The following is a 25,553-nucleotide window of genomic DNA, read 5'->3' on the forward strand; positions in this document are numbered from 1 at the left end:
CAGCCGATTATAAAGAAGGCAACTCTAAATAGCTTTGCTTCGAAATTTCTTCGACCGTGACCTATGCAGAGGTGACTTAAAGCATTTTAAAGGCCATTCTCAGGGCCAGTACAAATAGAAACAGTGCGAACAGACGCTTGATCAATTGCTCTGGCAGTTGATGCGCCAGACGGGCACCTAGGGGGGCAAACAGGAAGCTAGCGGCAACCACACCTGAAAATGCAGGTAGATTGATGTAGCCAATGCTGTGCAGTGGTAGCTCTGTTTCATCCAGTCCTGTGACTATAAACCCAGCTGTAGAAGCCAGTGCCAAAGGGAATCCAATCGCTGCGGCTGTGGCGATTGCCTGTTTAAGCGCCACGCCACGCCAGCTCAGATAGGGGACATGCAGCGCACCTCCACCGATACCCATCAATGCAGATATGCAACCAACAGTTGCTGAAACACCCTGTAAGGCACGGGGCCCTGGTAGATCTCTGCCAGCTGAGACCGGGCCGATCGCCATTTGTAGTGAGACCAGTGTAAGGAATGCAATGAAACCCAGTGTCAGCCAGTATCCAGGGATGATGTCAGCCAACCAAGCTCCAAACAGTGAACCGATAACAACCCCTGGTGTCATGGTTCTGACCAGGCTCCAGCGTACTGCGCCACGTCGGTGGTGAGCCCAAATTGATGAAATGGCCGTTACTGCAATGGTTGCCAGGGATGTACCCACAGCAACTTTGATAATGATCTCTGGCGCTACCCCTTTGGCTTCGAATACCAGAGATAGAACCGGCACGATAATAACTCCCCCGCCGATGCCGAGCAGTCCTGCCGCAGTACCAGCCAGGGCACCCGCCACGAGCAGCGCCACTAAGTCCATACTAGGGCCTGTTAACACTAATCGAATCGGCCCTGCTGAGACTGTTTTTTCCTCCAGCAAGGCAGAATAAGCGAAGTGTAGTTATTCTACATGAGCGAATGATAACGCCGCTGGGCGGAAAAATAGCCTCTGCCCTTCGGGTTACCCCTGAAAAAGCACCACTAGGCGTTGCTCGTCGTTCATTTGGAGTGACCAAACCTCTCTCCTCGCGCCTTGATTGGCGCTTTTTTCAGGGGCAACAGGGCCGATTCGATTAGTGTTAACAGGCCCTAGTCTCTCTGTAGTACTGTTTTCAGATGTTTCAGGCGTTGATCCAACTCTGATGACAACGCAATATCTCCACTACAGAGGTAGGATTCATGATTGGCGACCAGATCAGACTCTTCATACCGATAGTTGACCATGCAACCCCATGACTCCCGTATTCCTTGCTCGGAGGGATTGGCGACTATATTGATTCTCTCCAGCCTTGCCCCATTGGATAAGTGAAAATGGGCGACAGGTTCGTAAGCATGATCGCCTTTTTTTAGGAAAACGAGATAGAACAGAACCAGATCGTTCAGAGTCTCAGCAAGCCATCTGTTTTCTGCTTTCTGGATCTGCTCAGTGGTTAATTTATCGAGTGCCTCAAAGGGGGTGTCACTCTCAGTTAACGCCAGAAGTTGTTGCTTTCGGCTACCCAGTACCAGTTCAAGATCTTCAAGCGAAATGTTACTGATATTTGAGGTTTGTAATTTTAGCAGGCTGTTGCGCAGTCTTGGTATTGGCGATAGGGTGACAAATCGTTCCAGGCCGGGAAACTCTTCCTTGAGTTCACTGACAACCTGTTTGATCAGGAAATTACCAAAGCTGATGCCACGCAAACCCTTTAAGGCATTATTGATCGAGTAGAATACTGCCGTGTCAACAGATCCAGTCTCTGTCAGAGGCTCTTCCGGATCGACTAGGCTGGTTACTGAATCACTGATCTCCCGGGTTAATGCCACCTCGACAAAGATTAGTGGGTCTTGAGGTAGTGCCGGGTGAAAGAAGGCAAAACAACGCCTGTCCTCGGCCAGGCGGCGGCGTAAGTCCTCCCATCCTTGCATGGGGTGGACGACTTCATAGCAAATCAACTTCTCAAGAATTGATGCTGAGGTATTCCAATCGATACGTTCCAGATGAAGAAAGCCTCGATTGAACCAGGAAGACAATAAGTGGCGCATGTCATAGTCGACCCCCTTCAGCTCAGGCTGCTGACGCAGAATTTGAAGCAGTTCGGCTCGCATGGTGACTAATATTGCGGTGGCGCCTGGGGCCATGTTGAGACGCCTGAATAGCTCCTGTCGTGGTGGTTCACTTATATCCAACAGGCGCTTCAGGCTGTCAGGATCACGGGATTGATAGGCTTGGGCTGCCTGCTGGATCTCCACCGGATCAGGATCGAACTCAACAGCTATCATTTGCAGGAAAGTCAAGCGCTGCTCACTGTCCATCTCTTGCCATCGCTGCAGGATCTCTCTTGCCAGAGCAATATTTGATGCTTCACCCATGCCGTCAACCAGACGGTGGCATAATTCAGAATCCGACGGGTCATGATTGCCGCGTTCCTTCAGGCCGATCAGCTCCATGCCATGATCGGCGACGCTGTTGAGCATACGCTCTAGCCAGCCAAGTGCACTCACTGAGCTACTCCCATCAACACTTCTGGTAGCCAAAGTGCAATTTCAGGAAACAGAATCAACAATCCAATACCAATCATAATGCACAGCATGAAGGGGAGGGCGCCGATCAAAACGGTTTTCAGGTCAACGTCCGGTACGATACCGTTGATGACATACAGATTCAGGCCAACAGGTGGTGTGATCAGTCCCACTTCCATATTGAGTGTTAACATCACACCAAACCAGATTGGATCGAAACCTGCCTGTATGACAATCGGAACCAAAGTGGGGGATGTCATCAGTATCACGGCGACTGGAGGCAGAAAGAAACCGGCGACCAGCAGGAATATATTGACATACAACATCAACATCCAGGGAGAGAGATCCTGAGCAGCAATATATTCGGTGATGCCTTGAGCAATATAGAGGTTTGACATCATGAAGCTGAATAGACCCGCCATACCGATGATCATCATCAGCATTACTGATTCTCGGGTAGCAGAGCCAACGATCTCCCAAAGATTTCTGGGACGCCAGACCTTATAAATAATCATTACCAGCAGGATACAGATCAGTGCGCCTACACCAGATGCTTCTGATGGTGTTGCAACGCCACCATACAGTGCCCAGAGAACCAGCACGATAATGATCAGAAAGGGGATTACCTTAGGCAGTACGATCAACTTTTCGCGCAAGCTGAAGTGTTTGTCCTTTTCAGTAAATCTATAACCCTTTAAGTTGGTGTAAAACAGCGACCAGCCGATAAACAGACCAATCAGCATCAGGCCGGGTAGCAAACCGGCTGCGAACAGTCGACCGATGGAGGTTTCGGTTGAGATGCCATATACGATCATGGTTATTGAGGGCGGGATCAGAATGCCCAGGGTACCGCCGGCAGCAATAGAGCCTGTCGCAAGGCTTGCGGGATAACCCCGCTTGCGCATTTCAGGTATACCCATTTTACCAATCGCGGCACAGGTCGCAGGTGATGATCCTGTCAGTGCGGCAAAGATACCGCATGCACCAATATTTGAAATCAGTAATCCACCGGGTACTTTGTAGAGCCAGCGATCAAGTGCTTCATAGAGATCCGCACCGGCACGGGAGGCGGCGATTGCTGCTCCCATCAAAAGAAACATTGGAATCGAGAGCAGGGCAAATTCGTCCAGGGACGCAAACAGGGTATCAGCAACCACATCAAAGGCACCGATACCATCGTAAATCAGCAGAAACAGGATTGCAGTGAAACCGAGTGCAAATGCTACAGGCATACCGCTAAGCAATAGCACGATCAAACAGAGAGCAGATAGACCTCCTAATGTTAACGGATCCATTATGAGGCCTCTGGAGGTGTTGTTGGCTCAATGCCAAAGGGGTGCTCTTCTCCATTGATCAGGCAGATCAGGTCGGCCAGGTATTGCAGGCTGATGGCAAAGAAACCTATCGGCATTGCCAGGTAGGCTTTCCAGAGCTTTGGTCCCCAAATAGTATCTGATGACCATCCTGCTTCCCAGGCTTCATGCCAGAACTTGAAGCTGTACCAGGTCAAAACAATACAGAGAATGGTTGAAAGGCTATATGCGAAGAAAGCAAGGAACACTCTTCCGCGATGACCCAGCATCAAAGGGATCAGCTCGACATTGACATGGCCGCGGGTTAACAAAACCCAGGGTGCGCCAAGAAATGTTGATGCCAACAAGGCATAAGTGACGAACTCGGTCTGCCAGGAGGTTGGAAGATTCAATACGAAGCGATTGAAGACCATTTGGCAAACAACCAGAACAGCTATGACAAGTAATATTGCGGCGAAATAACCCAACAGCTTGGATAAGCCTTCAACGAATCTGAGAAATATCACCATTGTGATTATTACCAGTTAGTGATTATGCAATCATCAATTGCGAATCATGCAGATTACAGGAAACAGTAGACCTTCCCTTCAGTCAGGGAAGGTCTATACAACTCGACTATTCGACAGACAGAGCCATGTCCAACAAGCCTCTTCCACCTTCTACATTGTCAGCAAATGCTTTGTAGCTGGAGGTGTCGGCGATATCACGCCAAAGGGCTGCTTGTTCTGCACTCATTTCAACAACCTTTACGCCAGCTTTCTTATAGGCATCGATCAGTTTTTGATCTGCGCCTTTAGCTGCGTCGGAAGCAAACTTCTCTGCTTCATCCGCAGCTTTCTGCAACTCTTTCTGTTGCTCAGGTGTTAACTTGTCGAAACTCTTCTTGGCCATAAGAATAGGTTCATACATGAACCACAATGCGTTTGCACCTGGCGCGGTAAGACACTTCACCTGCTCATAGATTCGATAGGAGACAAGTGAGGATGATGAAGTATTGGCGCCATCTAAAACACCTGTCTGCAGACCTGAGTAGATCTCTGAAGAGGGCATTGAGGTGATGGTCGCACCAGCAGCTTCCAGCATCTGGTTGAAGGCCTTGCCTGCTGCACGGAACTTCATGCCTTTAACATCTTTAGGTTCGAGGATACACTCGCCTTTAGAGACAAAGCCGCCAGCGAGCCAGGTATCAGCCAGAACCATAACGCCAGCTTGATCCATGACCTTCTTGATCTCTTGCATAAAAGGAGAGTCATTTAAACGTAATGCATGATCATGATTTTTAACCAGTCCAGGCATCAACGTCAGATTGAATTCAGGATGTCGGCCACCAGCATAGGCCAACGGAAAAGCGGTGATATCGAGCCTTCCTTTGGTCATGGCACCCCACTGCTCTTTAGGTTTGTAAAGGCTCTTGCCTGGATAGACTTTGATCTTAACGCCGGTATCATTGTCATTCATATGACGGGCTATGATCTGAACCATTTCATCGCGGATGTCACCTTTGCCACCAGGCCATTGGTGAGAAGCCTTAAAGTCCACAGCGGATGCGCTGCCGCCAGCCATAGTGAGGCCTGCTGCCAGAGTTGCAGCGGTCAGTAGCTTTGATACGTACATGGGGTATACTCCTTGCTGTTTTAGATTTGTGATTATTGAAATTTACCAGTTGAACTTAAGAGATGTTGTGCAGATACTTAAGATCTTCCTTTTTTGTGTGCGGATCGCACCGGGTTGCGCAATGTCACGATGATCGTTTTACCTATATAGTACGAGAACGTGAAGAGAGCAAAATCCTCCATGGCCTTATAGTTATGACCGTGTTCCTTTGTTTTTTTAATTCAACAGCCTAGAGCAATGGCCCATAATCTATAGTCCGTTATCATACCAGTCAAGCCGCTTTCAGTTATTTAATGATATGAAAAACCAAAATCTATATCTTCGACTCGTTGGTGATCGTTTTCTCGATGCGGGTGATCGTCCCTTTCTATTAACGCCAGGCAGACCCCCTCTGTTGTACTCGGAATTGGATGAGTTCGCAGGAAAATATGCCACGCGACTGTTGCAACTCGGCGTCACACCAGGCGACCGGGTTATGGTTCAAGTGGATAAATCCCCTGAATCAGTACTGCTCTATCTTGCCTGCTTGAGAGTTGGTGCAATATACATCCCTCTCAATACAGCTTATACGTCAGCTGAAATCAGCTACTTTATTAGCGATGCAAAACCACAGCTTTTTGTCTGCCAGCCTGAATCACAAAAAACACTTTTAGGTTTAGCTCAAGAGTGTGACGTACCTCACATACGCACAATGGATAGTGAGGGTGCTGGTGATCTTTTAGAGGGCCTTGAAGAGTTAGATGCCTCGGCAGAAGTTGTAGTGAGAGAAGCTGATGAATTAGCCGCCATACTTTACACCTCAGGTACGACAGGTCGATCCAAGGGAGCTATGCTGTCCCATGATAACCTTCGGGCGAATGCAGAGGTGCTACATGACTATTGGCATTGGCATGACGAAAAAGATGTTTTGTTGCACGCCTTGCCTGTGTTTCATGTGCATGGTCTATTTGTCGCCCTGCACTGCGCACTTCTTGGTGGTTCCACTGTACACTTTTTAGCGAAGTTCGATCTGCAACAAGTGGTAGAGCGTCTTCCGGATTGTTCCGTAATGATGGGGGTACCAACCTTTTACACTCGCCTGCTGAGTGATCCCAGATTAACTCCTGAATTATGTAACAGGATGCGGCTGTTTATTTCTGGTTCAGCGCCGTTGCTTGCTGAAACGCATCGTGAATTTGAAGCGCGAACCGGGTTTCGCATTCTGGAACGCTACGGTATGACTGAGGCTGGAATGATCACCTCCAATCCTTACGACGGCGAACGTTTGGCCGGTACAGTCGGCTTTCCGCTTCCAGGGGTCTCAGTGCGTATTGCCGACAATGAAGGCGGTGAATTAGCTCGTGGTGAAACAGGCGTGTTGGAGTTAAAAGGGCCAAATGTTTTTAAAGGTTATTGGCAAATGCCGGAGAAAACAGCAGCAGAGTTTCGTCAGGATGGGTGGTTTATTTCCGGTGATAACGCCATCATGGATAGAGAAGGTCGCATCAGTATAGTTGGACGAGCAAAGGACCTGATTATTTCCGGTGGCTATAATATCTATCCAAAAGAGATTGAGTCTGAGATTGATGAGATCCCCGGTGTCGATGAATCTGCTGTTGTCGGTGTACCTCATCCTGATTTTGGTGAAAGTGTGGCTGCTATAGTGGTGGCTGATGGGAGTCGTGATCTGAGTGAGCAGGATATCATTGAGCCATTGCAGGGACGGTTAGCTCGTTTCAAACAACCCAAGCTTGTTTTTTTTGTTGATGAGTTACCCCGTAATACTATGGGGAAAGTTCAAAAGGCGCAGTTGCGTGATACTTATAAAAGCAGTTTTTCAAATTCATGAATAAATCAGAGCTTGAAGGGAAAATCAGAGAAGGTATTCCTCTATCGGAACACATGGATTTTCGTGTGCTTTCCCTGTCAAAAAACCGCATCACGGTTTTTGGAAGGAGTGAGCAAAACCAGAATATTCATGGAACAGCTTTTGCCGGATCACTCTACGCCATTGCCACCCTGGCAGCCTGGGGATTGGTGCAATCACGGCTACCTGCTAATAGCGATTTGGTTATGGCGACAGGTGAGATCAACTATCTCAAGCCAGTGGTTGGGGATATTGTTGCCGATTGCCAAATTGACAAAGATGAGTTTGAAACATTCCTTTCAGGTTTGAAAGAGAAGGGTAAGGCTCGTCTTACGGCAATATCCACGATACCTTGTGAAGAAGGTAATGGTGCTGAATTCAAAGGACATCTTTACGCGAGATTGGTGGATTAAATGATCCTGATGGTGTTTGTTGCATGAGGTTGCATGATCTATTAACCCGGCAAAAAATATTTTGACCACAACTGGAGAATCCTATGCCTACTTATGACTATAGATGTGAAGCCAACAGCCGGGTGGTTGAGGTCAGCCATCGAATGAGTGAAGAGATTCTCAATTGGGGTGAGCTCTGTACTAAGGCTGGTATCGAACCGGGTGATACACCCTCTGAGAGTCCGGTTAAACGACTTGCTACCGGAGGAAATGTAATTATTGGCGGAGTGAGTAGTGATGCAGTGCCGCCATGCGCCACTGGTGGCTGTCCAAGTGGGGGTTGCGGGATAGGTTGAGATTGGCTTGCTCCAATCAGTGATGATTCCGTAATACCATCCACTAGACTGTTCTAAAGAGATTGTTTCCGGTATATTTCGCCCCATGGATCTTAACTTTCTAGAATTTGAACAACCTATCGCAGAACTTGAGGCGAAGATCGAAGAGCTTCGTCTGGTGGGCAGCGATAATGAAATTAACATTCAGGATGAGATCACGCGACTGGAGAAGAAGTGCCAGTCCCTCACTGAGACGATCTTTTCCAACCTCAAGCCATGGGATATTTCCCAGCTCTCCCGACATCCCCAGAGGCCTTACGTCCTCGATTACATCGACCGTATCTTCGATGAGTTCCATGAACTGCATGGTGACCGGACATTTGCTGATGATCACGCCATTGTCGGGGGAATGGCCCGTCTTGAAGGCCGTCCAGTAATGGTGATTGGCCATCAGAAGGGGCGCGATACCAAAGATAAGCTCTATCGCAATTTTGGTATGCCACGTCCAGAGGGCTATCGCAAGGCATTGCGTCTGATGGAGCTGGCGGAACGGTTCAAACTGCCGATTCTTACCTTCATAGATACACCCGGAGCCTATCCTGGTGTCGGTGCGGAAGAGCGTGGCCAGAGTGAGGCAATAGCGCGTAATCTCAAGATTATGTCTGGTTTGCGCACGCCAATCATCTGTACGGTGATCGGAGAGGGTGGTTCAGGTGGTGCTTTGGCTGTTGGTGTGGGTGACCGCGTCATGATGTTGCAGTACAGCACCTATTCAGTTATCTCCCCAGAGGGTTGTGCTTCAATCCTATGGAAGAGTGCGGAAAAGGCACCATTGGCTGCAGAGGCCATGGCCATCACCTCTGATCGACTGAAAGAGCTGGGATTGGTGGATGAGATCGTCTCTGAGCCCTTGGGTGGTGCTCACCGGGATATAGAAACGATGGCAAAGAGTCTCAAGCATGCCCTGCTGGAAGGTATTGATAATATCACCAGTATGGCAATTGATAAGCTGCTTGATACCCGCTATCAACGCCTGATGCAATACGGTCAGTTCTCCGGGGAATAACCCTTCGGGATCCCCTGTGTCCCTCTCTGTCGATCATCTGAAAGATACCCTAACCAACCTGCCTCAGGCAGGTTGTTGCCATCTGGCATTCAGTGGTGGAGTTGATTCCTGCGTTCTGCTTCATCTGTTATCTGAGTTAAGATCCCAGCTACCTTATCCGCTGCGCGCCATTCATGTGCACCATGGGCTGCAGCCGGGGGCGGATACCTGGCAGAAACATTGCGAACAGGTATGCGCAGAATATGATATCCCTCTGGATACGCTGACCCTGGAATTGACGCCACAAAAAGGTCAAAGCCTGGAGGCCCTGGCTCGGGAAGCTCGCTATCAAGCTCTTTCTCAGCAGCTGAATCCAGGGGATCTGCTGCTCACCGCCCAGCATCAGGATGACCAGGCAGAGACACTCTTGTTGCAACTTCTCAGAGGCAGTGGTCCAGCTGGCTTGGCAGCTATGCCGATGATTGCCGAATTTGGAAGTGGCTGGTTGGCAAGGCCGTTGTTGCAAGAGTCAAGGGAGTCAATTGAGTGTTACGCAATGGCCGCAGGATTGCGCTGGCAGGAGGATCCCTCTAATCAGGATCAGCGCTTTGATCGCAACTTTATCAGGCATCAAGTAATGCCTCTATTGCAGACACGTTGGCCAGCGGCAGCGGTAACACTGGCACGGGCCGCACGTTTCAGTGGTGAGATGTTGAGCCTGGCTCAGGAAGAGATGGAACTGGAGTTGGCCCGGGTTCGTTGTGCAGAGACAGGGAGGCTCTCCATCAGTGAATTGAAAGCGATGTCATCGATCCGGGTGAGGCATCTGCTACGTCACTGGATTGCATCCAGCGGGGCGCCTCTGCCTAATTCGAAAAAGTTGATGCGAATCGAGCATGAGTCGATACATGGGCGCAGTGACTCAACACCATTGGTGGCCTGGAGAGGCTGGGAAGTGCGTCGATACCGGGATGATTTGATCCTGGCTCCAAGCCGTTTAGCGCAGCCTCTGCCCACCCATATTCCCTGGCTGGAGAAGCAACAACTGCAATTGCCTGATGGCATGGGGTCTCTGATCGCTTCATCAGCTGAAGGTGGGTTGGCAAATCACCACTGGCAAAGCGCAGATATTGAAGTCAGGTTTCGTAGAGGTGGGGAGCGCTGTCGGCCCGTTGGGCAGGAGCACCATCGGCCTTTAAAGAAACTGTTCCAGGAGTGGGGCGTTCCACCCTGGGATCGGGATCGCATCCCCCTGGTCTACCTGAATGGCGATCTTGCCACGATACCGGGACGCATTGTCTGCCACCAGTTTGCCGCTGCCAAAGGGGAAGAGGGTATTCATGTTCATTGGCAACGAGCCGAGGATAGTGAGTAGGCCAGGTGACTACCCTGGCCTGGCCAAACTTTTTTTAATGTAGAAAATTGAACATCCGATTGCGGTAGCGCTTTACCAACGGCCCCTGTCCACCAAGCATTTCAAAAACTTTAAGCATCTCTTTTTGGGCGATATTGTCGCCATAGCTGCGATCTTTCTGTAAAAGCGTCATCAACAGCTCCAAGGCCGCCTCATGGTCGTTCTCCATGATTTTATGAGAAGCCAGCATATGAAGCGCTTCACTGTCTGCGGGATTCTCCTGCAGGCGTTTCTCCAGCTCCTCTATTGGCGGGCTATCTGCAGCGGAGCGGTCAAACTGGATTTTGGTGAGCATGGCGACCACCTCCGGTTTCTCCCTCTCTTCATCTGGCAGAGCCATGAGTATGTTCTCAGCTTCTTGCAGCTTTCCAATAGTAGCCAGGTAGCGGGAGAAAGCGAGCCGGATTCTTGGGTTTTCAGGATCGTTGTCACTGGCTTGCTTGAGTAGTGTGCCAGCACCATCCGCATCTCCTTGAAGCAGTAGGGCTTCAGCCTGCTCTACCAGTCCATCAGACTCTCTGGGGATATATTTGTCGAGAAAGTTGCGAATCTCAGTTTCAGGCAGAGCCCCCATAAACTCATCCACCTCCTGACCTTGGAAAAAGAGTTTTGCAGTAGGGATGCTGCGAATCTGGAAGTGCCCGGCAAGGGGTTGCTGCTGTTCAGTGTTAACCTTGGCCAGCAGGAACTTGCCTTGGTACTCATCAGCCAGCTTGGCAAGTATCGGCATCAAGGTTTTGCAGGGATTGCACCATTCTGCCCAAAAGTCGACCAACACTGGTCTCTCCATCGAGGCAGCCAAGACCTGTTGCTGAAAGTTTTCAGCAGTAGCATCGAAGATGTATGGTGAATCCGCCATGTTCAGCTCCCGTATCGGTTATCGCGAGGTAGTTCAAAGGAGCGCCATTATACTGAAATCTCGTTTCGATATGAGTCTTGAAATTCTCATCGACAGCCCCATTTCCTAAGAGGCCCTGATTGGTCGCCTGCTGCCGGAGCGTTCAATCAGTCGAAGTATCTGAATTAAGGGCACCTCTTAACCTCTGATGAAGATCTGGATGAAGTGAAATGAGTGATGCAAAACATGTTGTCTGTCCCCACTGTGATGGGATTAATCGTCTACCGCTCAGCAGGGCAGGAGAGGATGCTAAATGCGGGAAATGCCACCAGCCGATCTTCTCCGGGCAGCCGCTATCTTTGAATGAAAGCCGTTTCACTCGCTATGTCCAGAAGAACGATCTGCCTCTGCTGATCGATTTCTGGGCGCCATGGTGTGGGCCCTGTAAAATGATGGCCCCAGCTTTCGAGGCGGCGGCAAAGCAGTTGGAGCCAGATATTCGTTTAATCAAAGTGAATACCGAAGAGGCCCAGCAACTGGGAATGCAATATGGCATACGCAGTATCCCGACTTTGATGTTGATCGATCGTGGGCAGGAGATCGCAAGGCAGGCGGGTGCGATGGATCAGAATGGCATAGTGCGCTGGGTGAAGGGTGTACTGGCCGGAAGGTGATCCAGTAGCTGCTCACTAAAACCGGATCAATTAAATGCTCAATTTGTGGGATTTCATGAATCAAGCGGATAGACAGCTTTGCCCTCGATAACGTACAATATCCGACCATCATTTCAGGGTCGAATTGGTAAGATTCGGTTCTGAAGAATACTTTTGCTAATTCTCGGGGCAGGCACTTTGTGGTCTGCCCCTTTTTGCACGCCTGTAACGGAGAGATTCTTGAGAAAACCAGCAGTTCTGGTCCTGGAAGATGGCAGCCAATTCAGGGGTGAGGCCATCGGTGCTGAAGGACATACCGTCGGAGAGGTTGTTTTTAATACATCCATGACCGGCTATCAGGAGATACTGACCGACCCCTCTTATCGTAAACAGATAGTCACACTGACCTATCCTCATATAGGTAATACCGGTGTTAATCAGGAGGATGAAGAGTCTGATCAGATTCATGCAGCCGGCCTGGTGATCCGTGATCTGCCACTGATTACGAGTAATTGGCGCTCTGAAGAGTCTTTGGAGGCCTATTTGCAACGCAGTGGTGTGATCGCCATTGCCGATATCGATACCCGTCGCCTGACCCGAATTCTGCGGGAAAAGGGTGCCCAAAATGGCTGCATTATTGCCGGCGACAATCCTGATCTCTCCACTGCTTTGAAATTAGCGCAGGAGTTCCCTGGATTGAAGGGGATGGATCTGGCGAAAGAGGTAACCACTGAAACAGGCTATGACTGGTCTCAAGGGACCTGGTCGCTGGAGGAGGGGTTGCCTGAAGCTGTGTCAATGGATTCGGAAAAACTCCCATACCATGTGGTTGCCTACGACTATGGTGTCAAACGCAATATTCTGAGAATGCTGACTGACCGGGGTTGCCGCATTACAGTTGTTCCAGCGAGCACACCAGCCGAGGATGTGCTGGCGATGGAGCCTGATGGTGTATTCCTGTCAAATGGTCCAGGAGATCCTGAGCCCTGTGGCTATGCCATTGAGGCGATCACTAAAATCGTTGACACCAGCCTGCCGGTATTTGGAATCTGCTTGGGACACCAGCTGCTGGCCCTCGCCTCAGGTGCAAAAACCGTGAAGATGAAATTTGGCCACCATGGAGCCAACCACCCGGTACAGGATCTGAAAAAAGGGAATGTGATGATCAGCAGCCAGAATCATGGCTTCGCTGTTGATGAGGAGAGTTTGCCATCGTGCCTGACTCCGATCCATCGCTCCCTGTTCGATGGTACCTTGCAAGGCATACACCGTACCGATAAACCTGCATTCAGCTTTCAGGGCCACCCGGAAGCCAGCCCAGGGCCGCATGATGTGGCGCCTGTGTTTGATCACTTCATCGAATTGATGGAAGAGAGCAGATAGACACGCGGTCTATTCAAGGAGAGGCGGGAAAAGCTATCTCCTCAGGCAGATTTGAAGTGAGTTGAGAAGTAGTGACGAGTTGTGGGAACTGAACAGATCGATGCGGAAAACAGAGCGCTGTTGGAACCTGAAATTTGTCAGCATACGCGTAATATCGTTATGCCCAGGTGATGAAATTTCTTCGATTAACAGGGCTGAACATTGCTTTACCGCTGAATATTAGTACCCCGTTTTCTGTTGTATACGGGGCTGTGTAGCGAAATGACAATGTATCGGTAATCTAAATATCTATTTGCGTTTTATTTGCGGACTGATGAATTAATGCCAAAACGTACAGACATAAAAAGCATCATGATCATAGGCGCTGGCCCGATTGTTATCGGTCAGGCTTGTGAGTTCGATTACTCTGGCGCTCAGGCCTGTAAGGCTCTGAAAGAGGAGGGATATCGGGTAATTCTGGTGAACTCCAATCCGGCCACGATCATGACCGATCCGGATATGGCTGATGCCATCTATATCGAGCCCATCACCTGGCGCACCCTTGAGCGAATTATCGACAAGGAGCGGCCCGATGCCCTGCTGCCGACCATGGGTGGACAGACTGCACTCAACTCTGCCCTTGACCTGGTGCGTGAAGGGGTTTTGGAGAAGTACAGTGTTGAGATGGTTGGTGCTTCCCGGGAAGCGATCGACAAGGCAGAGGATCGTGATCTGTTCCGCAAGGCGATGCGCAAAATCGGCCTGGATATGCCCCGCTCTGTGATTGCTCACAGCCTGGAAGAGGCTAAGCAGGTTCAGGTGCAGATTGGTTATCCCGCGATTATCCGACCCTCATTCACGATGGGGGGCAGCGGAGGTGGTATCGCTTACAATCCCGAAGAGTTTGTGGAGATCTGCGAGCGTGGTCTCGACCTCTCCCCTACCAGTGAATTGCTTATCGAAGAGTCGATTCTTGGTTGGAAAGAGTATGAGATGGAGGTTGTTCGGGATAGAAATGACAACTGCATTATCATCTGCTCAATAGAAAATCTGGATCCCATGGGCGTGCATACCGGTGACTCCATCACCGTGGCACCAGCACAAACTCTGACCGATAAAGAGTATCAGATCATGCGCGACGCCTCTTTGGCGGTGTTACGCGAGATCGGAGTTGAGACTGGTGGTTCGAATGTACAGTTCGCCATCAATCCTGAAAACGGTCGCATGATCATCATTGAGATGAATCCACGGGTCTCTCGTTCCTCGGCCCTGGCATCCAAAGCCACAGGTTTCCCGATAGCCAAAGTGGCTGCAAAACTGGCAGTAGGTTATACCCTGGATGAGTTGCAGAATGAAATTACCGGTGGGGCAACACCGGCATCATTCGAGCCGAGCATCGACTATGTCGTGACCAAGGTACCCCGGTTTGCATTTGAAAAATTTCCCCAGGCCGATGATCGCCTCACCACCCAGATGAAGTCAGTGGGTGAAGTGATGGCAATAGGTCGTACCTTTCAGGAATCGATGCAGAAGGCATTGCGTGGGCTTGAGATTGGTAAGTACGGCCTGGATGAGGTGCTTGACCTCAGTGAAGAGCATGTCAAAGACACCCTGGTGCGTGAAATACGATTGCCTGGGCCTGAACGTCTCTGGTATGTGGCAGAGTGTTTTCGCTTTGGCATGAGCCTGGAAGAGATCTTCGATATCTGTGCCATTGATCCCTGGTTTCTGGTGCAGATTGAGGAGTTGATCAATCTTGAGCGTGAGATCTCCGGGCAGGGGATCGAAGGTCTGGATGAGTTGCGGCTGCGTTTTCTAAAGCGCAAAGGCTTCGCTGATCGGCGTATCGCAGAACTTGTGGGTGGCAGTGAGTCGGAGATTCGCCAGCTTCGTCATGACGCCGGGATACGACCGGTCTATAAACGTGTTGATACCTGTGCTGCAGAGTTTGCCACCAGCACTGCCTATATGTACTCCACCTACGAGGAAGAGTGCGAGGCGCGGCCAAGTGATCGGAAAAAGATCATGGTACTGGGTGGAGGTCCAAACCGTATTGGTCAGGGAATAGAATTCGATTACTGTTGTGTACACGCAGCATTTGCAATGCGTGAAGATGGTTATGAGACCATTATGGTCAACTGTAATCCCGAGACTGTATCTACCGATTACGATACCTCAGATAGACTCTATTTTGAGCCTCTGACCCTTGAGGATGTTCTTGAAGTCATTCATAAAGAGCAGCCTGCCGGTGTGATCGTGCAATATGGAGGCCAGACGCCATTGAAGCTGGCAAACGATCTGGAAGCTGCTGGCGCGCCGATTATCGGTACAAGCCCTGATTCCATTGATCTTGCAGAGGATCGTGAACGATTCCAGCAGCTGGTGGAAAAGCTCAATCTGAAACAGCCGCCAAACCGCACCGCCCGGGATTCGGAGAGTGCCGTTCAACTGGCGGAAGAGATCGGTTATCCCTTAGTGGTACGTCCCTCCTATGTTCTCGGAGGACGGGCCATGGAGATTGTCTATCGTGAAAATGAGCTGCGTCGCTATATGCGCGAAGCAGTGAGTGTTTCCAATGACTCTCCGGTATTGCTTGACCGCTTTTTAGATGACGCTATTGAAGTTGATGTCGATGCCATCTGTGACGGCAAAGATGTACTGATAGGCGGCATAATGGAACATATAGAGCAGGCTGGTGTTCACTCTGGTGATTCTGCCTGCTCCCTTCCTCCCTATACCCTTTCCGCTGCTATCCAGGACAGGATGCGTGAGCAGATGCGGAAAATGGCTCTGGAGTTGAAAGTGGTCGGGTTGATGAACGCCCAGTTCGCGATCAAGGATGAGCAGATCTATCTGTTGGAAGTCAATCCAAGGGCTTCCCGTACAGTTCCATTTGTCTCTAAAGCCACTGGATTGCAATTGGCGAAAATTGCTGCCCGTTGTATGGCAGGTACCAGCCTCAAAGATCAGGGCATCACCAAAGAGGTCATACCCGAACACTATTTTGTTAAAGAGGCGGTCTTTCCTTTCGTCAAATTCCCAGGTGTCGATACCGTACTCGGGCCGGAGATGAAATCAACCGGTGAAGTGATGGGAGTTGGTGCTACCTTCGGTGAGGCGTACAATAAGTCGATCATGGGTGCGGGTTATCAATTGCCTCAAGGCGGTAAAGCACTACTCAGCGTTCGCAATGCGGATAAAGCCAGGGCAGTTCAGGTTGCTCAGGATCTGGTGGAATTGGGATTTTCCCTGAGCGCCACCGGTGGCACCTGTCAGGCATTGCTGGATGCCGGGCTTGAGTGCACACGAGTGAACAAGGTGATGGAAGGCCGGCCGCATATTGTCGATTCCATCAAAAATAAAGAAGTCAGCTTTATTATCAATACTACTGAAGGCGTGCAAGCGATTGCAGATTCGTCAGAGATAAGACGTACGGCACTTCAGCACAAGGTTAACTATACCACTACTATTTCAGGTGCTGAGGCGACCTGTCTGGCCTTGAAGCAGTTGGATGAGCTGAATGTCAACCGGCTTCAAGACCTCCACTAGTAGTGATCAGTTGTAGAGAGGAAAGAGTTCTATGAACAAGGTACCGTTGACAGCTCAGGGCGCCACCAAGTTGCAAGATGAATTGAAGCAGCTGAAAACAGTTGAGCGACCAAAGGTGATCAAGGCGATCGCTGAAGCGAGAGAGCATGGTGATCTTAAGGAGAATGCTGAATATCATGCAGCTCGTGAGCAGCAGAGTTTCATCGAAGGTCGGATCAAGGATATAGAAGGTAAACTCTCCAATGCACAGATCATCGATGTCACAACACTGAATGCCGGAGGCAAGGTGGTTTTTGGCGCGACAGTAATGGTTCTGGAATTGGATAATGATGAAGAGTTTACCTACCAGATCGTGGGTGAGGATGAGGCGGATATTAAACAGGGTCTGATTTCAGTCAGTTCACCAATTGCCAGGGCTTTGATCGGTAAACAGGAGGGGGATGATGTATTTCTCAATACCCCAGGTGGAGCGAGAGAGTTTGAAATTCTTGAAGTGCGTTACGAATAAGAAACGGCACTATAATCTGCGCCCTGTTGTGTATAGCCACAACCAGATGGATGGCTGAACACAATATCCCCGAGCCACTGATTAGTTGAGGATGATTCGGTTCTTCTTTTTCTTCGGGTTAGCCCGATAAAAAATCGCTACCCGTCCAATGATTTGTACCAACTCAGCAGATAAGCGCTCTACAATACTGGCGCTCAAAGTCTCACGATCACTCTTATCAGCACCCGCAAGTTTAACCTTGATCAATTCGTGATGATCGAGGCTGATCTCGATTTCGTTGATGACGCCATCGCTGAGACCGTGTTGGCCAATGATGACCACAGGTTTCAAGTTATGTGCGAGCTTCTTTAGTGATTTGGTCTGATCTGAGGTAAGGGGCATGATATTGATCGTGTCTCATTGGGGAGGCGGATTCTATCCCGATTTCTCGCTGGTAGGAAGGCCTCATTGGGTTGGCAGTTGGATAGTCACTGTTGATTTGGCAATTTTAAGCCATTATTAGGGTTGTAGTTACAGGTAAGAAGGCGATATGAAACGCAGTAAAAGCAGTCGAAAGTGGCTCGACCGTCATTTTAACGATGCCTATGTCAAACAGGCGCAAAAGGCTGGGTATCGCTCCAGAGCTGCATTTAAGCTCCTGGAAATTCAGGAAAAAGATAGAATTATCAAACCGGGTATGAGGGTGGTTGACCTGGGCGCGGCCCCTGGGGGTTGGAGTCAAATTGCACGGGACCTGGTTGGTGAAAAAGGAGAAGTGGTGGCTCTGGATATCCTGGAGATGGATCCCATTGCCGGTGTCCACATCATTCAAGGCGATTTTCGGGAACCGCAACCCCTTGAGTCATTGAGAAATCATCTGGACGGAGAACCAGTCGATCTTGTAATTTCCGATATGGCACCCAATGTTACGGGTATAAACAGCGTTGACCAGCCGCGGGGGATCTATCTTTGCGAACTGGCTCTTGAATTTGCTCGGGAAACCCTGAAGCCAGGCGGCAGTTTTGTGGTTAAAGTATTCCAGGGCACTGGTTTTGATGACTATTTAAAAGAGATGCGAAGCGCATTCTCGCGGGTTGTCAGTAGAAAACCCGATTCTTCCCGGGCGAAGAGCCGGGAGATCTATTTAGTAGCAGGGAACTTTAAGATGTAGTACCGTACCAACCAGTAAGCCCTAAAAATCAGTTGTTTGCACAATTTTATTCGGGTTTTTGACAGAGTTTAGATGGTGTTACCTGTCAACGAATAGAGAGGTCATAGACCATCCTCCACACGGATGCCAGTGTGGCTAGAGATAACCGGCTCTGCCGGAGTGAGATCAAGAGGTTCTTACGTTTTGAACGACATGGCAAAAAATTTAATTCTCTGGGTAGTGATCGCCATCGTACTGATGACGGTCTTCAATAATTTTTCAGCTACCCAACCCAAGGCTCAGCCGATGAGCTATTCAGAATTCATCTCCAATGTGAAAACAGGGCAGGTGAAGGAAGTTGAGTTCAGTGGCAGTGGCCGTGATATCAGCGGAACGCTCACCTCAGGGCAAAGGTTTTCAACCTACAGTCCTGGGGACGATATGCTGGTGAGTGACCTGCTCAACAGCAATGTTGAGATCGTTGCCACGCCTCCTGAGAAACCATCATTGTTGATGAATATTCTCATTAACTGGTTCCCTCTTTTCGTGTTGATCGGTTTGTGGATCTTCTTCATGCGACAGATGCAGGGTGGTGGAGCTGGACGAGGGGCGATGTCCTTCGGTAAGAGCAAAGCCCGCATGCTCAGCGAGGATCAGGTAAAAATTACATTCGGTGATGTGGCTGGTGTGGAAGAGGCCAAGGAGGAGGTTACCGAGGTGGTCGACTTTCTGCGTGATCCTTCCAAGTTCCAGAAGCTTGGCGGCAAGATTCCAAAAGGTGTGTTGATGGTAGGCTCACCGGGTACGGGTAAGACGCTGCTGGCGAAAGCCATCGCCGGTGAGGCCAAGGTACCTTTCTTCACTATTTCCGGTTCAGATTTTGTTGAGATGTTTGTCGGTGTCGGTGCCTCCCGTGTACGTGACATGTTCGAACAGGCGAAGAAGCATGCGCCCTGCATCATCTTTATCGATGAGATAGACGCTGTAGGACGTCACCGTGGCGCTGGTCTCGGAGGCGGACACGACGAACGTGAGCAGACCCTGAATCAACTGCTGGTTGAAATGGATGGTTTTGAAGGCAATGAGGGCGTCATCGTGATTGCCGCAACCAATAGGCCTGACGTTCTCGATCCTGCGCTACTTCGACCGGGACGTTTTGACCGCCAGGTGGTTGTTCCCCTGCCTGATGTGCGTGGACGTGAGCAGATTCTTAAGGTGCATCTGCGTAAAGTCGCAGCTGCAGACGATGTCAAACCGGCGATTATCGCCCGTGGTACACCAGGATTTTCTGGCGCTGATCTGGCCAATCTGGTGAATGAAGCTGCACTGTTTGCTGCTCGTGCCAATAAAGCACTGGTGGAAATGATTGAGTTGGAGAAAGCTAAAGACAAGATCATGATGGGTACTGAGCGTCGTACCATGGTGATGAGCGAAGATGAGAAAAAACTCACTGCTTACCATGAGTCCGGTCATGCCATAGTTGGTCGTCTGGTGCCCTCTCACGATCCTGTCTACAAAGTAAGTATCATTCCCAGAGGACGCGCTTTGGGTGTAACCATGTTTCTGCCTGAAGGCGATCGATACAGCTACAGCAAACAGCATTTGGAGAGTCAGATCTCCAGCCTGTTTGGTGGACGTATTGCTGAAGAGTTGATCTTCGGAATTGACAAGGTGACTACAGGTGCCTCCAATGACATCAAACGCGCCACAGATCTGGCACGTAGCATGGTCACCAAGTGGGGACTGTCTGAGCGTCTTGGTCCGTTGATGTATAGCGAGGAAGAGGAAGAGGTTTTTCTTGGACGTTCGGTAACACAACACAAGAATGTATCTGACGACACTGCCCATACCATTGACGAAGAGATCAGAAGTTTTATCGATCGCAACTATGAAAGAGCAGAGAAGCTCCTCAATGATAATCTTGAGAAGTTGCACATGATGGCTGATGCGTTGATGAAATATGAGACCATCGATACGCAACAGATCAACGATATCATGGATGGCAAGCCACCCCGTCCACCTAAGGATTGGGTAGATGATGACTTGGATTCTGATGATGATGTCAGACCGTCAGGTGAGTCCCCATCCTCCGATGATGTATCGGGAACGATTGGTGGTCCAGCAGGACAGCATTGATAAAATGAGTAGCCTGGAAGAAGTGGAGCGTAATCCGGGGTAAAAAGTGCAGGCCAGACAACCCCGGATTCCGTTGCACTTCATCCAGGCTACAGACAAAGTAGCCTGGATGGAGCGAAGCGTAATCCGGGAAAAAAAGCAGACCAGTTAACCCGCACTCCGTTACACCTCACCCAGATCACAGACCATGTAGCCTGGATGCAGCGAAGCGTAATCCGGGAAAAAAAGCAGACCAGTCTAACCCAGACTCTGTTACGCCCCACCCTGACCACAGACCATGTAGCCTGGATGCAGCGAAGCGTAATCCGGGAAAAAAGCAGACCAGTCTAACCCAGACTCCGTTACACCCCACCCTGACCACAGACCATGTAGCCTGGATGCAGCGAAGCGTAATCCGGGAAAAAAAGCCGACCAGTCTAACCCAGACTCCAATACACCCCACCCAGACCACAGATCATGTAGCCTGGATGCAGCGAAGCGTAATCCGGGAAAAAAAGCAGACCAGTCTAACCCGGACTCCATTACACCCCACCCAGACCACAGACCATGTAGCCTGGATGGAGCGAAGCGTAATCCGGGAAAAAAAGCAGACCAGTCTAACCCGGACTCCGTTACACCCCACCCAGACCACAGACCATGTAGCCTGGATGAAGCGAAGCGTAATCCGGGTAAAAGGCAGGCAGGCTCTCCTGGATTCCGTTGCACTCCATCCAGGCTACGTCCCTACGCCCACCAGTCAGTTTTAGAGGCTATTCAGTCGCAACCAATTCAAACACTAATCCTATAATTGTGAATATTTACTGGTAGATCTAGTGGGTCATGCCTGAAAATGTGACAATTCGCCACTGAAAATTCATATAGACAGAAGGAATAACATGCCTGCTCCCCAGATTCTTGACTGTGCGGGAAAACTTTTGGACCTGAGTCAACCTCGGGTGATGGGAATACTCAATCTGACGCCCGACTCATTTTCTGATGGTGGACGTTTTGTCGCCAGGGATGTTGCGTTGGCCCACGCCAGGCAAATGGTTGATGATGGCGCGGCTATAATCGATGTGGGTGGAGAGTCTACCCGTCCCGGTGCTCAGTCTGTTTCAGTCGATGAAGAGATGGATCGAGTGATTCCTCTGATTGAGGCGTTGGCAGGAGAGGTCTCTGTGCCCATCTCAGTAGATACCAGCAAACCCCAGGTGATGGGAGAAGCGGTATCTGCCGGGGCAGGCATGATCAATGACGTCATGGCATTAAGAGAGCCTGGTGCATTGTCTGCTGCTGCGGAATGTGGTGTTCCGGTATGCCTGATGCATATGCAGGGCGAACCACGGACGATGCAACAGAGTCCAGAATATGGTGATGTGGTCGCTGAAGTAAGAGAGTTTTTAAAAAAGCGAATAGATGCCTGTGAAGCGGCCGGCATCGCCCATGATAATTTAGTTATCGATCCTGGATTTGGATTCGGTAAGACGCTGTCACACAACCTTGAGCTGCTGAATAAATTGGAGCAACTTGAAGATTTGGAACTGCCGTTGTTGGTCGGAATTTCGAGAAAGTCTATGATAGGCGCGATACTCGGCAACCGTCCAATAGAAGAGCGCTTGTATGGCAGCCTGGGAGCTGCTGTGGTGGCAGCATTAAAGGGTGGCGCAATATTACGTGTACATGATGTGCGGGCCACTGTGGATGCTTTAGCAGTAGTCTCAGCAATAAGCGCTTCTGCATAATAAAAGAGGAAAAATCTGTGAGTCGAAAGTATTTTGGAACAGATGGTGTGCGTGGCCGTTTTGGAGAGGGCGCAATAACGCCAGAGTTCGTGCTGAAGCTGGGATGGGCGGTCGGACGGATTTTGGGGACTGAGTCGAAGAGCCGGGTGCTGATCGGAAAGGATACCCGGATATCAGGCTATGTTCTGGAATCGGCATTGGAAGCGGGACTCACGGCTGCGGGGGTCAACATCACCCTGCTTGGGCCAATGCCAACCCCAAGTGTGGCTTATCTGACCCGTACCCTGCATGCGCAGGCAGGTATAGTCATCAGCGCTTCGCACAATCCTTATATGGATAATGGCATCAAATTCTTCTCTGCTGATGGGCAGAAACTGCCGGATCATGTGGAGCGTGCTATTGAAGCGGAAACGGAAAAACCATTGGAAACCGTTGACTCAGCCAATCTTGGGCGGGCGGAGAAAATGGATTCCGAAGGCCGCTACATCGAATTCTGTAAAAGTACCATTCCGCTTAAAACGCGATTCAACGGCATGAAGATTGTTGTGGATTGTGCCAATGGTGCAACCTATAACATCGCCCCATATGTGTTCGATGAGATGGGTGCCGATGTGATTGCCATCGGTAACCAGCCGAATGGATTCAACATCAACGACGGTGTCGGATCAACCCATCCTGAGTACCTTAAAGCTGCTGTGCTGGAACATGGCGCCGATCTGGGTATTGCCCTGGATGGTGATGGTGATCGTCTGATAATGGTTGACGATCAAGGTAACGAAGTGGATGGGGATGAGATACTCTACATCATCGCCTGCTCACGTATGCGGGAAGGTGAACTCAAAGGTGCGGTAGTAGGTACCTTGATGAGTAACCTGGGACTTGAACATGCACTGCGTGAGCACGGTGTGGTGTTTGAACGCACCAATGTTGGGGATAGATATATCATGGAACGCCTCTTCAGCAAGGGGTGGGTATTGGGCGGAGAACAATCGGGACACATCATCTGTCTCGATCGTACAACAACCGGTGATGGTATCGTCTCTGCGCTCCAGGTTCTGGCTGAGGTTCATGCCACAGGCCGCTCGTTGAGAGAACTGGCATCGGGTATGAGTAAATATCCGCAAAAGCTCATCAATATCAATCTGGGAAGTAGTACGCCACAGGAGATCATGGCGTCAGATGTGGTGAAAAGATCGGTGCGCGAGGCTGAAGTTGAGATGGGCAGCTCCGGTCGAGTCTTACTGCGACCTTCGGGTACAGAGCCATTGATACGGGTGATGGTCGAGGGTAGTGATGGCTCACAGGTGGAGACGCTTTCAGCCCAGATTGCTGAGTCTGTCAAAGAGGTAGTGGCCGATTAGTCGTTATCTGATCTGAGGTTATTGATTCTCTTAGCACGATTATTTCGCCCCCTATTCAGAGACTGTTGCGACATAATCCGGGTTGTCGGGATTAGAAATTTGTCATACTTGATACAATGGTGATTGATTTCAGGCGCGTTGGCCGTTAAGCTACCGCGCTTTCTTTTATCTCAGGAGTGATTGCATGCGCAGACCACTTGTCGCCGGAAATTGGAAAATGAACGGTTCACTAGAGAGTGTCCGTGGCTTGTTGGATGGTATCAAGGAAGGTATTGGGGCGGTTACAAATGCCGAAGTGGCTGTCTGTCCTACTGCTGTTTTTATTCCTGAGACACAACAAAAGCTGAATGGCAGTGACATTGCGTGGGGGGGACAGGATCTCTCTACAGAGGCGTCAGGGGCCTATACCGGTGAAGTTGCAGCATCGATGCTGAATGACTTCGGTTGTAAATATGTGATTGTCGGTCACTCCGAGCGTCGCACTTATCACAATGAGAGTGACGAGCTGGTGGCGAAGAAGTTTGCTGTTGCACGGGCTGCTGGATTAATTCCCATCCTCTGTATCGGTGAGACCCTGGAAGAGCGTGAATCTGGCATCACGAATGAGGTGGTTGCACGGCAACTCAACGCAGTGATTGAGCTGGAAGGTGTGGATGCGCTGGCTGATGGCGTCATCGCCTATGAGCCGGTTTGGGCAATTGGCACCGGTAAAACTGCCTCACCTGAGCAGGCTCAGGATGTACATGCATTTATCCGCGCGCAAATCGCGCAGAAGAGTGAACAGGTCGCTGATGTTGTGCGTGTTCTCTACGGCGGTTCCATGAAACCGGGTAATGCAAAAGAGTTAATCGGCAAGCCCGATATTGATGGCGGTCTGATTGGTGGGGCTGCACTTAAGCCAGAAGATTTCCTGGGAATCTGTACGGCAGCAAATTAATTTATAAGGTTGCATTGGGTCGTAAACGATACCGATCCAGCGACTTTCTACAGGTAACGCAGACATGCAGACAATATTGACCGTGTTTCATATCTTTCTGGCCATCGGGCTGGTTGGATTGATCCTTATTCAACACGGTAAGGGTGCTGATATGGGCGCAGCCTTTGGCAGTGGCGCCTCAGGTACCGTATTTGGTTCAAAGGGTTCCGGCTCTTTTCTGACCAGAGCTACAGCCATTCTTGCCACCCTGTTTTTTGTCACCAGTATGGTGATGGCCTATTTCGCAGTACAGACCAATGAGCCAGAAGGCTTGATGGAGCGCATTGATGCGCCACCTGCCATTGAGGCGCCAGCTCCGGAGAGTGATCTGCCTGCTGTGCCATCAACAGGAGGTAGCGATCTACCAGCAGTACCTGCAGCTGCAGAAGAGACTCAATCCAATGATCTTCCTGCAGTGCCAGTTTCTGAGTCGGATGCATCAACAACTGATGTGATTGATGCGGCGCCGGTTGCAGCGCCATCTGAGGAGAGTGTAACTCCTGCGGATACTCAGACTGATCCAGCTACGGAGAAGCAGTAGAACTATAGTTTTTAGCCGATGTGGTGGAATTGGTAGACACGCTATCTTGAGGGGGTAGTGGCGTAAGCCGTGCCGGTTCAAATCCGGCCATCGGCACCATACATAAGAACGGTACTATGCTTTTTCGGCGTAATACCGTTTTTTTATGTCCATAGAAGTATTATAACTAATTGAATTATAAGAAATTATTACTTTTACTCCTACTTGACATTGTTGCGGGCCAGAGGATAGACTGCCTGCCTTCCCTGAAGATTCGCCTAATAACATAATGAT

General features: G+C 50.0%; 24 protein-coding genes and 1 tRNA gene. 18 read left to right on the forward strand and 7 right to left on the reverse strand.

The window, feature by feature from the left end; genetic code table 11:
* Window positions 1-76 precede the first annotated feature (76 nt).
* The 5 genes from AC4IE7_RS11960 to dctP form a co-directional block, all read right to left on the reverse strand.
* Window positions 77-865: a sulfite exporter TauE/SafE family protein gene (locus AC4IE7_RS11960; protein WP_490777079.1), complete on the reverse strand. Its 789-nt coding sequence runs from the start codon at window positions 863-865 to the stop codon at window positions 77-79.
* 269 nt (window positions 866-1,134) lie between these two features.
* On the reverse strand, window positions 1,135-2,529 hold the full coding sequence (locus AC4IE7_RS11965; RefSeq protein ID WP_490777080.1) for a malonyl-CoA decarboxylase domain-containing protein: 1,395 nt from the start codon (window positions 2,527-2,529) through the stop codon (window positions 1,135-1,137).
* Window positions 2,526-3,842: a TRAP transporter large permease gene (locus AC4IE7_RS11970; RefSeq protein WP_490777081.1), complete on the reverse strand. Its 1,317-nt coding sequence runs from the start codon at window positions 3,840-3,842 to the stop codon at window positions 2,526-2,528. The genes AC4IE7_RS11965 and AC4IE7_RS11970 overlap by 4 nt, the downstream gene beginning before the upstream one ends.
* The gene (locus AC4IE7_RS11975; RefSeq protein ID WP_490777082.1) at window positions 3,842-4,369 is read right to left on the reverse strand and encodes a TRAP transporter small permease; all 528 of its coding nucleotides are present in this window, start codon (window positions 4,367-4,369) and stop codon (window positions 3,842-3,844) included. The genes AC4IE7_RS11970 and AC4IE7_RS11975 overlap by 1 nt, the downstream gene beginning before the upstream one ends.
* Window positions 4,370-4,475: 106 nt before the next feature.
* Window positions 4,476-5,474, reverse strand: coding sequence for a TRAP transporter substrate-binding protein DctP (dctP, locus tag AC4IE7_RS11980; RefSeq protein ID WP_490777083.1), 999 nt, complete (start codon window positions 5,472-5,474; stop codon window positions 4,476-4,478).
* A gap of 298 nt (window positions 5,475-5,772) precedes the next feature.
* Here dctP and AC4IE7_RS11985 point away from each other — a divergent pair, with 298 nt between their 5' ends.
* The 5 genes from AC4IE7_RS11985 (at window position 5,773) to tilS (ending at window position 10,467) form a co-directional block, all read left to right on the forward strand.
* On the forward strand, window positions 5,773-7,302 hold the full coding sequence (locus AC4IE7_RS11985) for a malonate--CoA ligase (protein WP_490777084.1): 1,530 nt from the start codon (window positions 5,773-5,775) through the stop codon (window positions 7,300-7,302).
* Entirely contained in the window at window positions 7,299-7,733 is a 435-nt protein-coding gene (locus AC4IE7_RS11990) for a YiiD C-terminal domain-containing protein (protein ID WP_490777085.1), read from the forward strand. The genes AC4IE7_RS11985 and AC4IE7_RS11990 overlap by 4 nt, the downstream gene beginning before the upstream one ends.
* 83 nt (window positions 7,734-7,816) lie before the next feature.
* The gene (locus AC4IE7_RS11995; RefSeq protein WP_490777086.1) at window positions 7,817-8,068 is read left to right on the forward strand and encodes a zinc ribbon domain-containing protein; all 252 of its coding nucleotides are present in this window, start codon (window positions 7,817-7,819) and stop codon (window positions 8,066-8,068) included.
* An 85-nt stretch (window positions 8,069-8,153) separates the two neighbouring features.
* The gene (gene accA / locus AC4IE7_RS12000; RefSeq protein ID WP_490777087.1) at window positions 8,154-9,113 is read left to right on the forward strand and encodes an acetyl-CoA carboxylase carboxyl transferase subunit alpha; all 960 of its coding nucleotides are present in this window, start codon (window positions 8,154-8,156) and stop codon (window positions 9,111-9,113) included.
* Window positions 9,114-9,129: 16 nt separating this feature from the next.
* On the forward strand, window positions 9,130-10,467 hold the full coding sequence (tilS, locus tag AC4IE7_RS12005; RefSeq protein ID WP_490777088.1) for a tRNA lysidine(34) synthetase TilS: 1,338 nt from the start codon (window positions 9,130-9,132) through the stop codon (window positions 10,465-10,467).
* Window positions 10,468-10,501: 34 nt separating this feature from the next.
* Here tilS and trxA read toward each other — a convergent pair whose 3' ends face one another.
* Window positions 10,502-11,365: a thioredoxin gene (trxA, locus tag AC4IE7_RS12010; RefSeq protein ID WP_490777089.1), complete on the reverse strand. Its 864-nt coding sequence runs from the start codon at window positions 11,363-11,365 to the stop codon at window positions 10,502-10,504.
* A gap of 209 nt (window positions 11,366-11,574) precedes the next feature.
* Between trxA and trxC the strand changes: the two genes are divergently transcribed.
* From trxC to greA, 4 genes are all read left to right on the forward strand, one after another.
* Window positions 11,575-12,018 carry a thioredoxin TrxC gene (gene trxC, locus AC4IE7_RS12015; protein ID WP_490777090.1) on the forward strand — a complete coding sequence of 148 codons (444 nt, stop codon included), beginning with the start codon at window positions 11,575-11,577 and terminating at the stop codon, window positions 12,016-12,018.
* A gap of 219 nt (window positions 12,019-12,237) precedes the next feature.
* The gene (carA, locus tag AC4IE7_RS12020) at window positions 12,238-13,380 is read left to right on the forward strand and encodes a glutamine-hydrolyzing carbamoyl-phosphate synthase small subunit (RefSeq protein ID WP_490777091.1); all 1,143 of its coding nucleotides are present in this window, start codon (window positions 12,238-12,240) and stop codon (window positions 13,378-13,380) included.
* A gap of 321 nt (window positions 13,381-13,701) precedes the next feature.
* The gene (carB, locus tag AC4IE7_RS12025) at window positions 13,702-16,908 is read left to right on the forward strand and encodes a carbamoyl-phosphate synthase large subunit (RefSeq protein WP_490777092.1); all 3,207 of its coding nucleotides are present in this window, start codon (window positions 13,702-13,704) and stop codon (window positions 16,906-16,908) included.
* Window positions 16,909-16,939: 31 nt separating this feature from the next.
* On the forward strand, window positions 16,940-17,416 hold the full coding sequence (gene greA, locus AC4IE7_RS12030; protein WP_490777093.1) for a transcription elongation factor GreA: 477 nt from the start codon (window positions 16,940-16,942) through the stop codon (window positions 17,414-17,416).
* A gap of 81 nt (window positions 17,417-17,497) precedes the next feature.
* Here the strand turns inward: greA and yhbY are convergent, their stop codons facing one another.
* The gene (gene yhbY, locus AC4IE7_RS12035; protein WP_490777094.1) at window positions 17,498-17,797 is read right to left on the reverse strand and encodes a ribosome assembly RNA-binding protein YhbY; all 300 of its coding nucleotides are present in this window, start codon (window positions 17,795-17,797) and stop codon (window positions 17,498-17,500) included.
* Window positions 17,798-17,945: 148 nt separating this feature from the next.
* Between yhbY and rlmE the strand changes: the two genes are divergently transcribed.
* The 9 genes from rlmE (at window position 17,946) to AC4IE7_RS12080 (ending at window position 25,379) form a co-directional block, all read left to right on the forward strand.
* Window positions 17,946-18,566, forward strand: coding sequence for a 23S rRNA (uridine(2552)-2'-O)-methyltransferase RlmE (gene rlmE, locus AC4IE7_RS12040; RefSeq protein ID WP_490777095.1), 621 nt, complete (start codon window positions 17,946-17,948; stop codon window positions 18,564-18,566).
* Between the two features lie 192 nt (window positions 18,567-18,758).
* On the forward strand, window positions 18,759-20,681 hold the full coding sequence (gene ftsH / locus AC4IE7_RS12045) for an ATP-dependent zinc metalloprotease FtsH (RefSeq protein ID WP_490777096.1): 1,923 nt from the start codon (window positions 18,759-18,761) through the stop codon (window positions 20,679-20,681).
* A gap of 198 nt (window positions 20,682-20,879) precedes the next feature.
* Window positions 20,880-21,011, forward strand: coding sequence for a hypothetical protein (locus AC4IE7_RS12050; RefSeq protein WP_490777097.1), 132 nt, complete (start codon window positions 20,880-20,882; stop codon window positions 21,009-21,011).
* 47 nt (window positions 21,012-21,058) lie between these two features.
* The gene (locus tag AC4IE7_RS12055) at window positions 21,059-21,427 is read left to right on the forward strand and encodes a hypothetical protein (RefSeq protein ID WP_490777098.1); all 369 of its coding nucleotides are present in this window, start codon (window positions 21,059-21,061) and stop codon (window positions 21,425-21,427) included.
* A gap of 129 nt (window positions 21,428-21,556) precedes the next feature.
* On the forward strand, window positions 21,557-22,402 hold the full coding sequence (gene folP / locus AC4IE7_RS12060) for a dihydropteroate synthase (RefSeq protein ID WP_490777099.1): 846 nt from the start codon (window positions 21,557-21,559) through the stop codon (window positions 22,400-22,402).
* 17 nt (window positions 22,403-22,419) lie between these two features.
* Window positions 22,420-23,763, forward strand: a complete 1,344-nt coding sequence (glmM, locus tag AC4IE7_RS12065) for a phosphoglucosamine mutase (protein ID WP_490777100.1) — start codon at window positions 22,420-22,422, stop codon at window positions 23,761-23,763.
* A gap of 184 nt (window positions 23,764-23,947) precedes the next feature.
* Window positions 23,948-24,700: a triose-phosphate isomerase gene (gene tpiA / locus AC4IE7_RS12070; protein WP_490777101.1), complete on the forward strand. Its 753-nt coding sequence runs from the start codon at window positions 23,948-23,950 to the stop codon at window positions 24,698-24,700.
* Window positions 24,701-24,764: 64 nt separating this feature from the next.
* The gene (gene secG, locus AC4IE7_RS12075; RefSeq protein ID WP_490777102.1) at window positions 24,765-25,280 is read left to right on the forward strand and encodes a preprotein translocase subunit SecG; all 516 of its coding nucleotides are present in this window, start codon (window positions 24,765-24,767) and stop codon (window positions 25,278-25,280) included.
* Between the two features lie 14 nt (window positions 25,281-25,294).
* A tRNA-Leu gene (locus AC4IE7_RS12080) sits at window positions 25,295-25,379 on the forward strand.
* Window positions 25,380-25,553: the final 174 nt, after the last annotated feature.

Source organism: Candidatus Thiodiazotropha sp. AKAK3, from assembly GCF_058244645.1.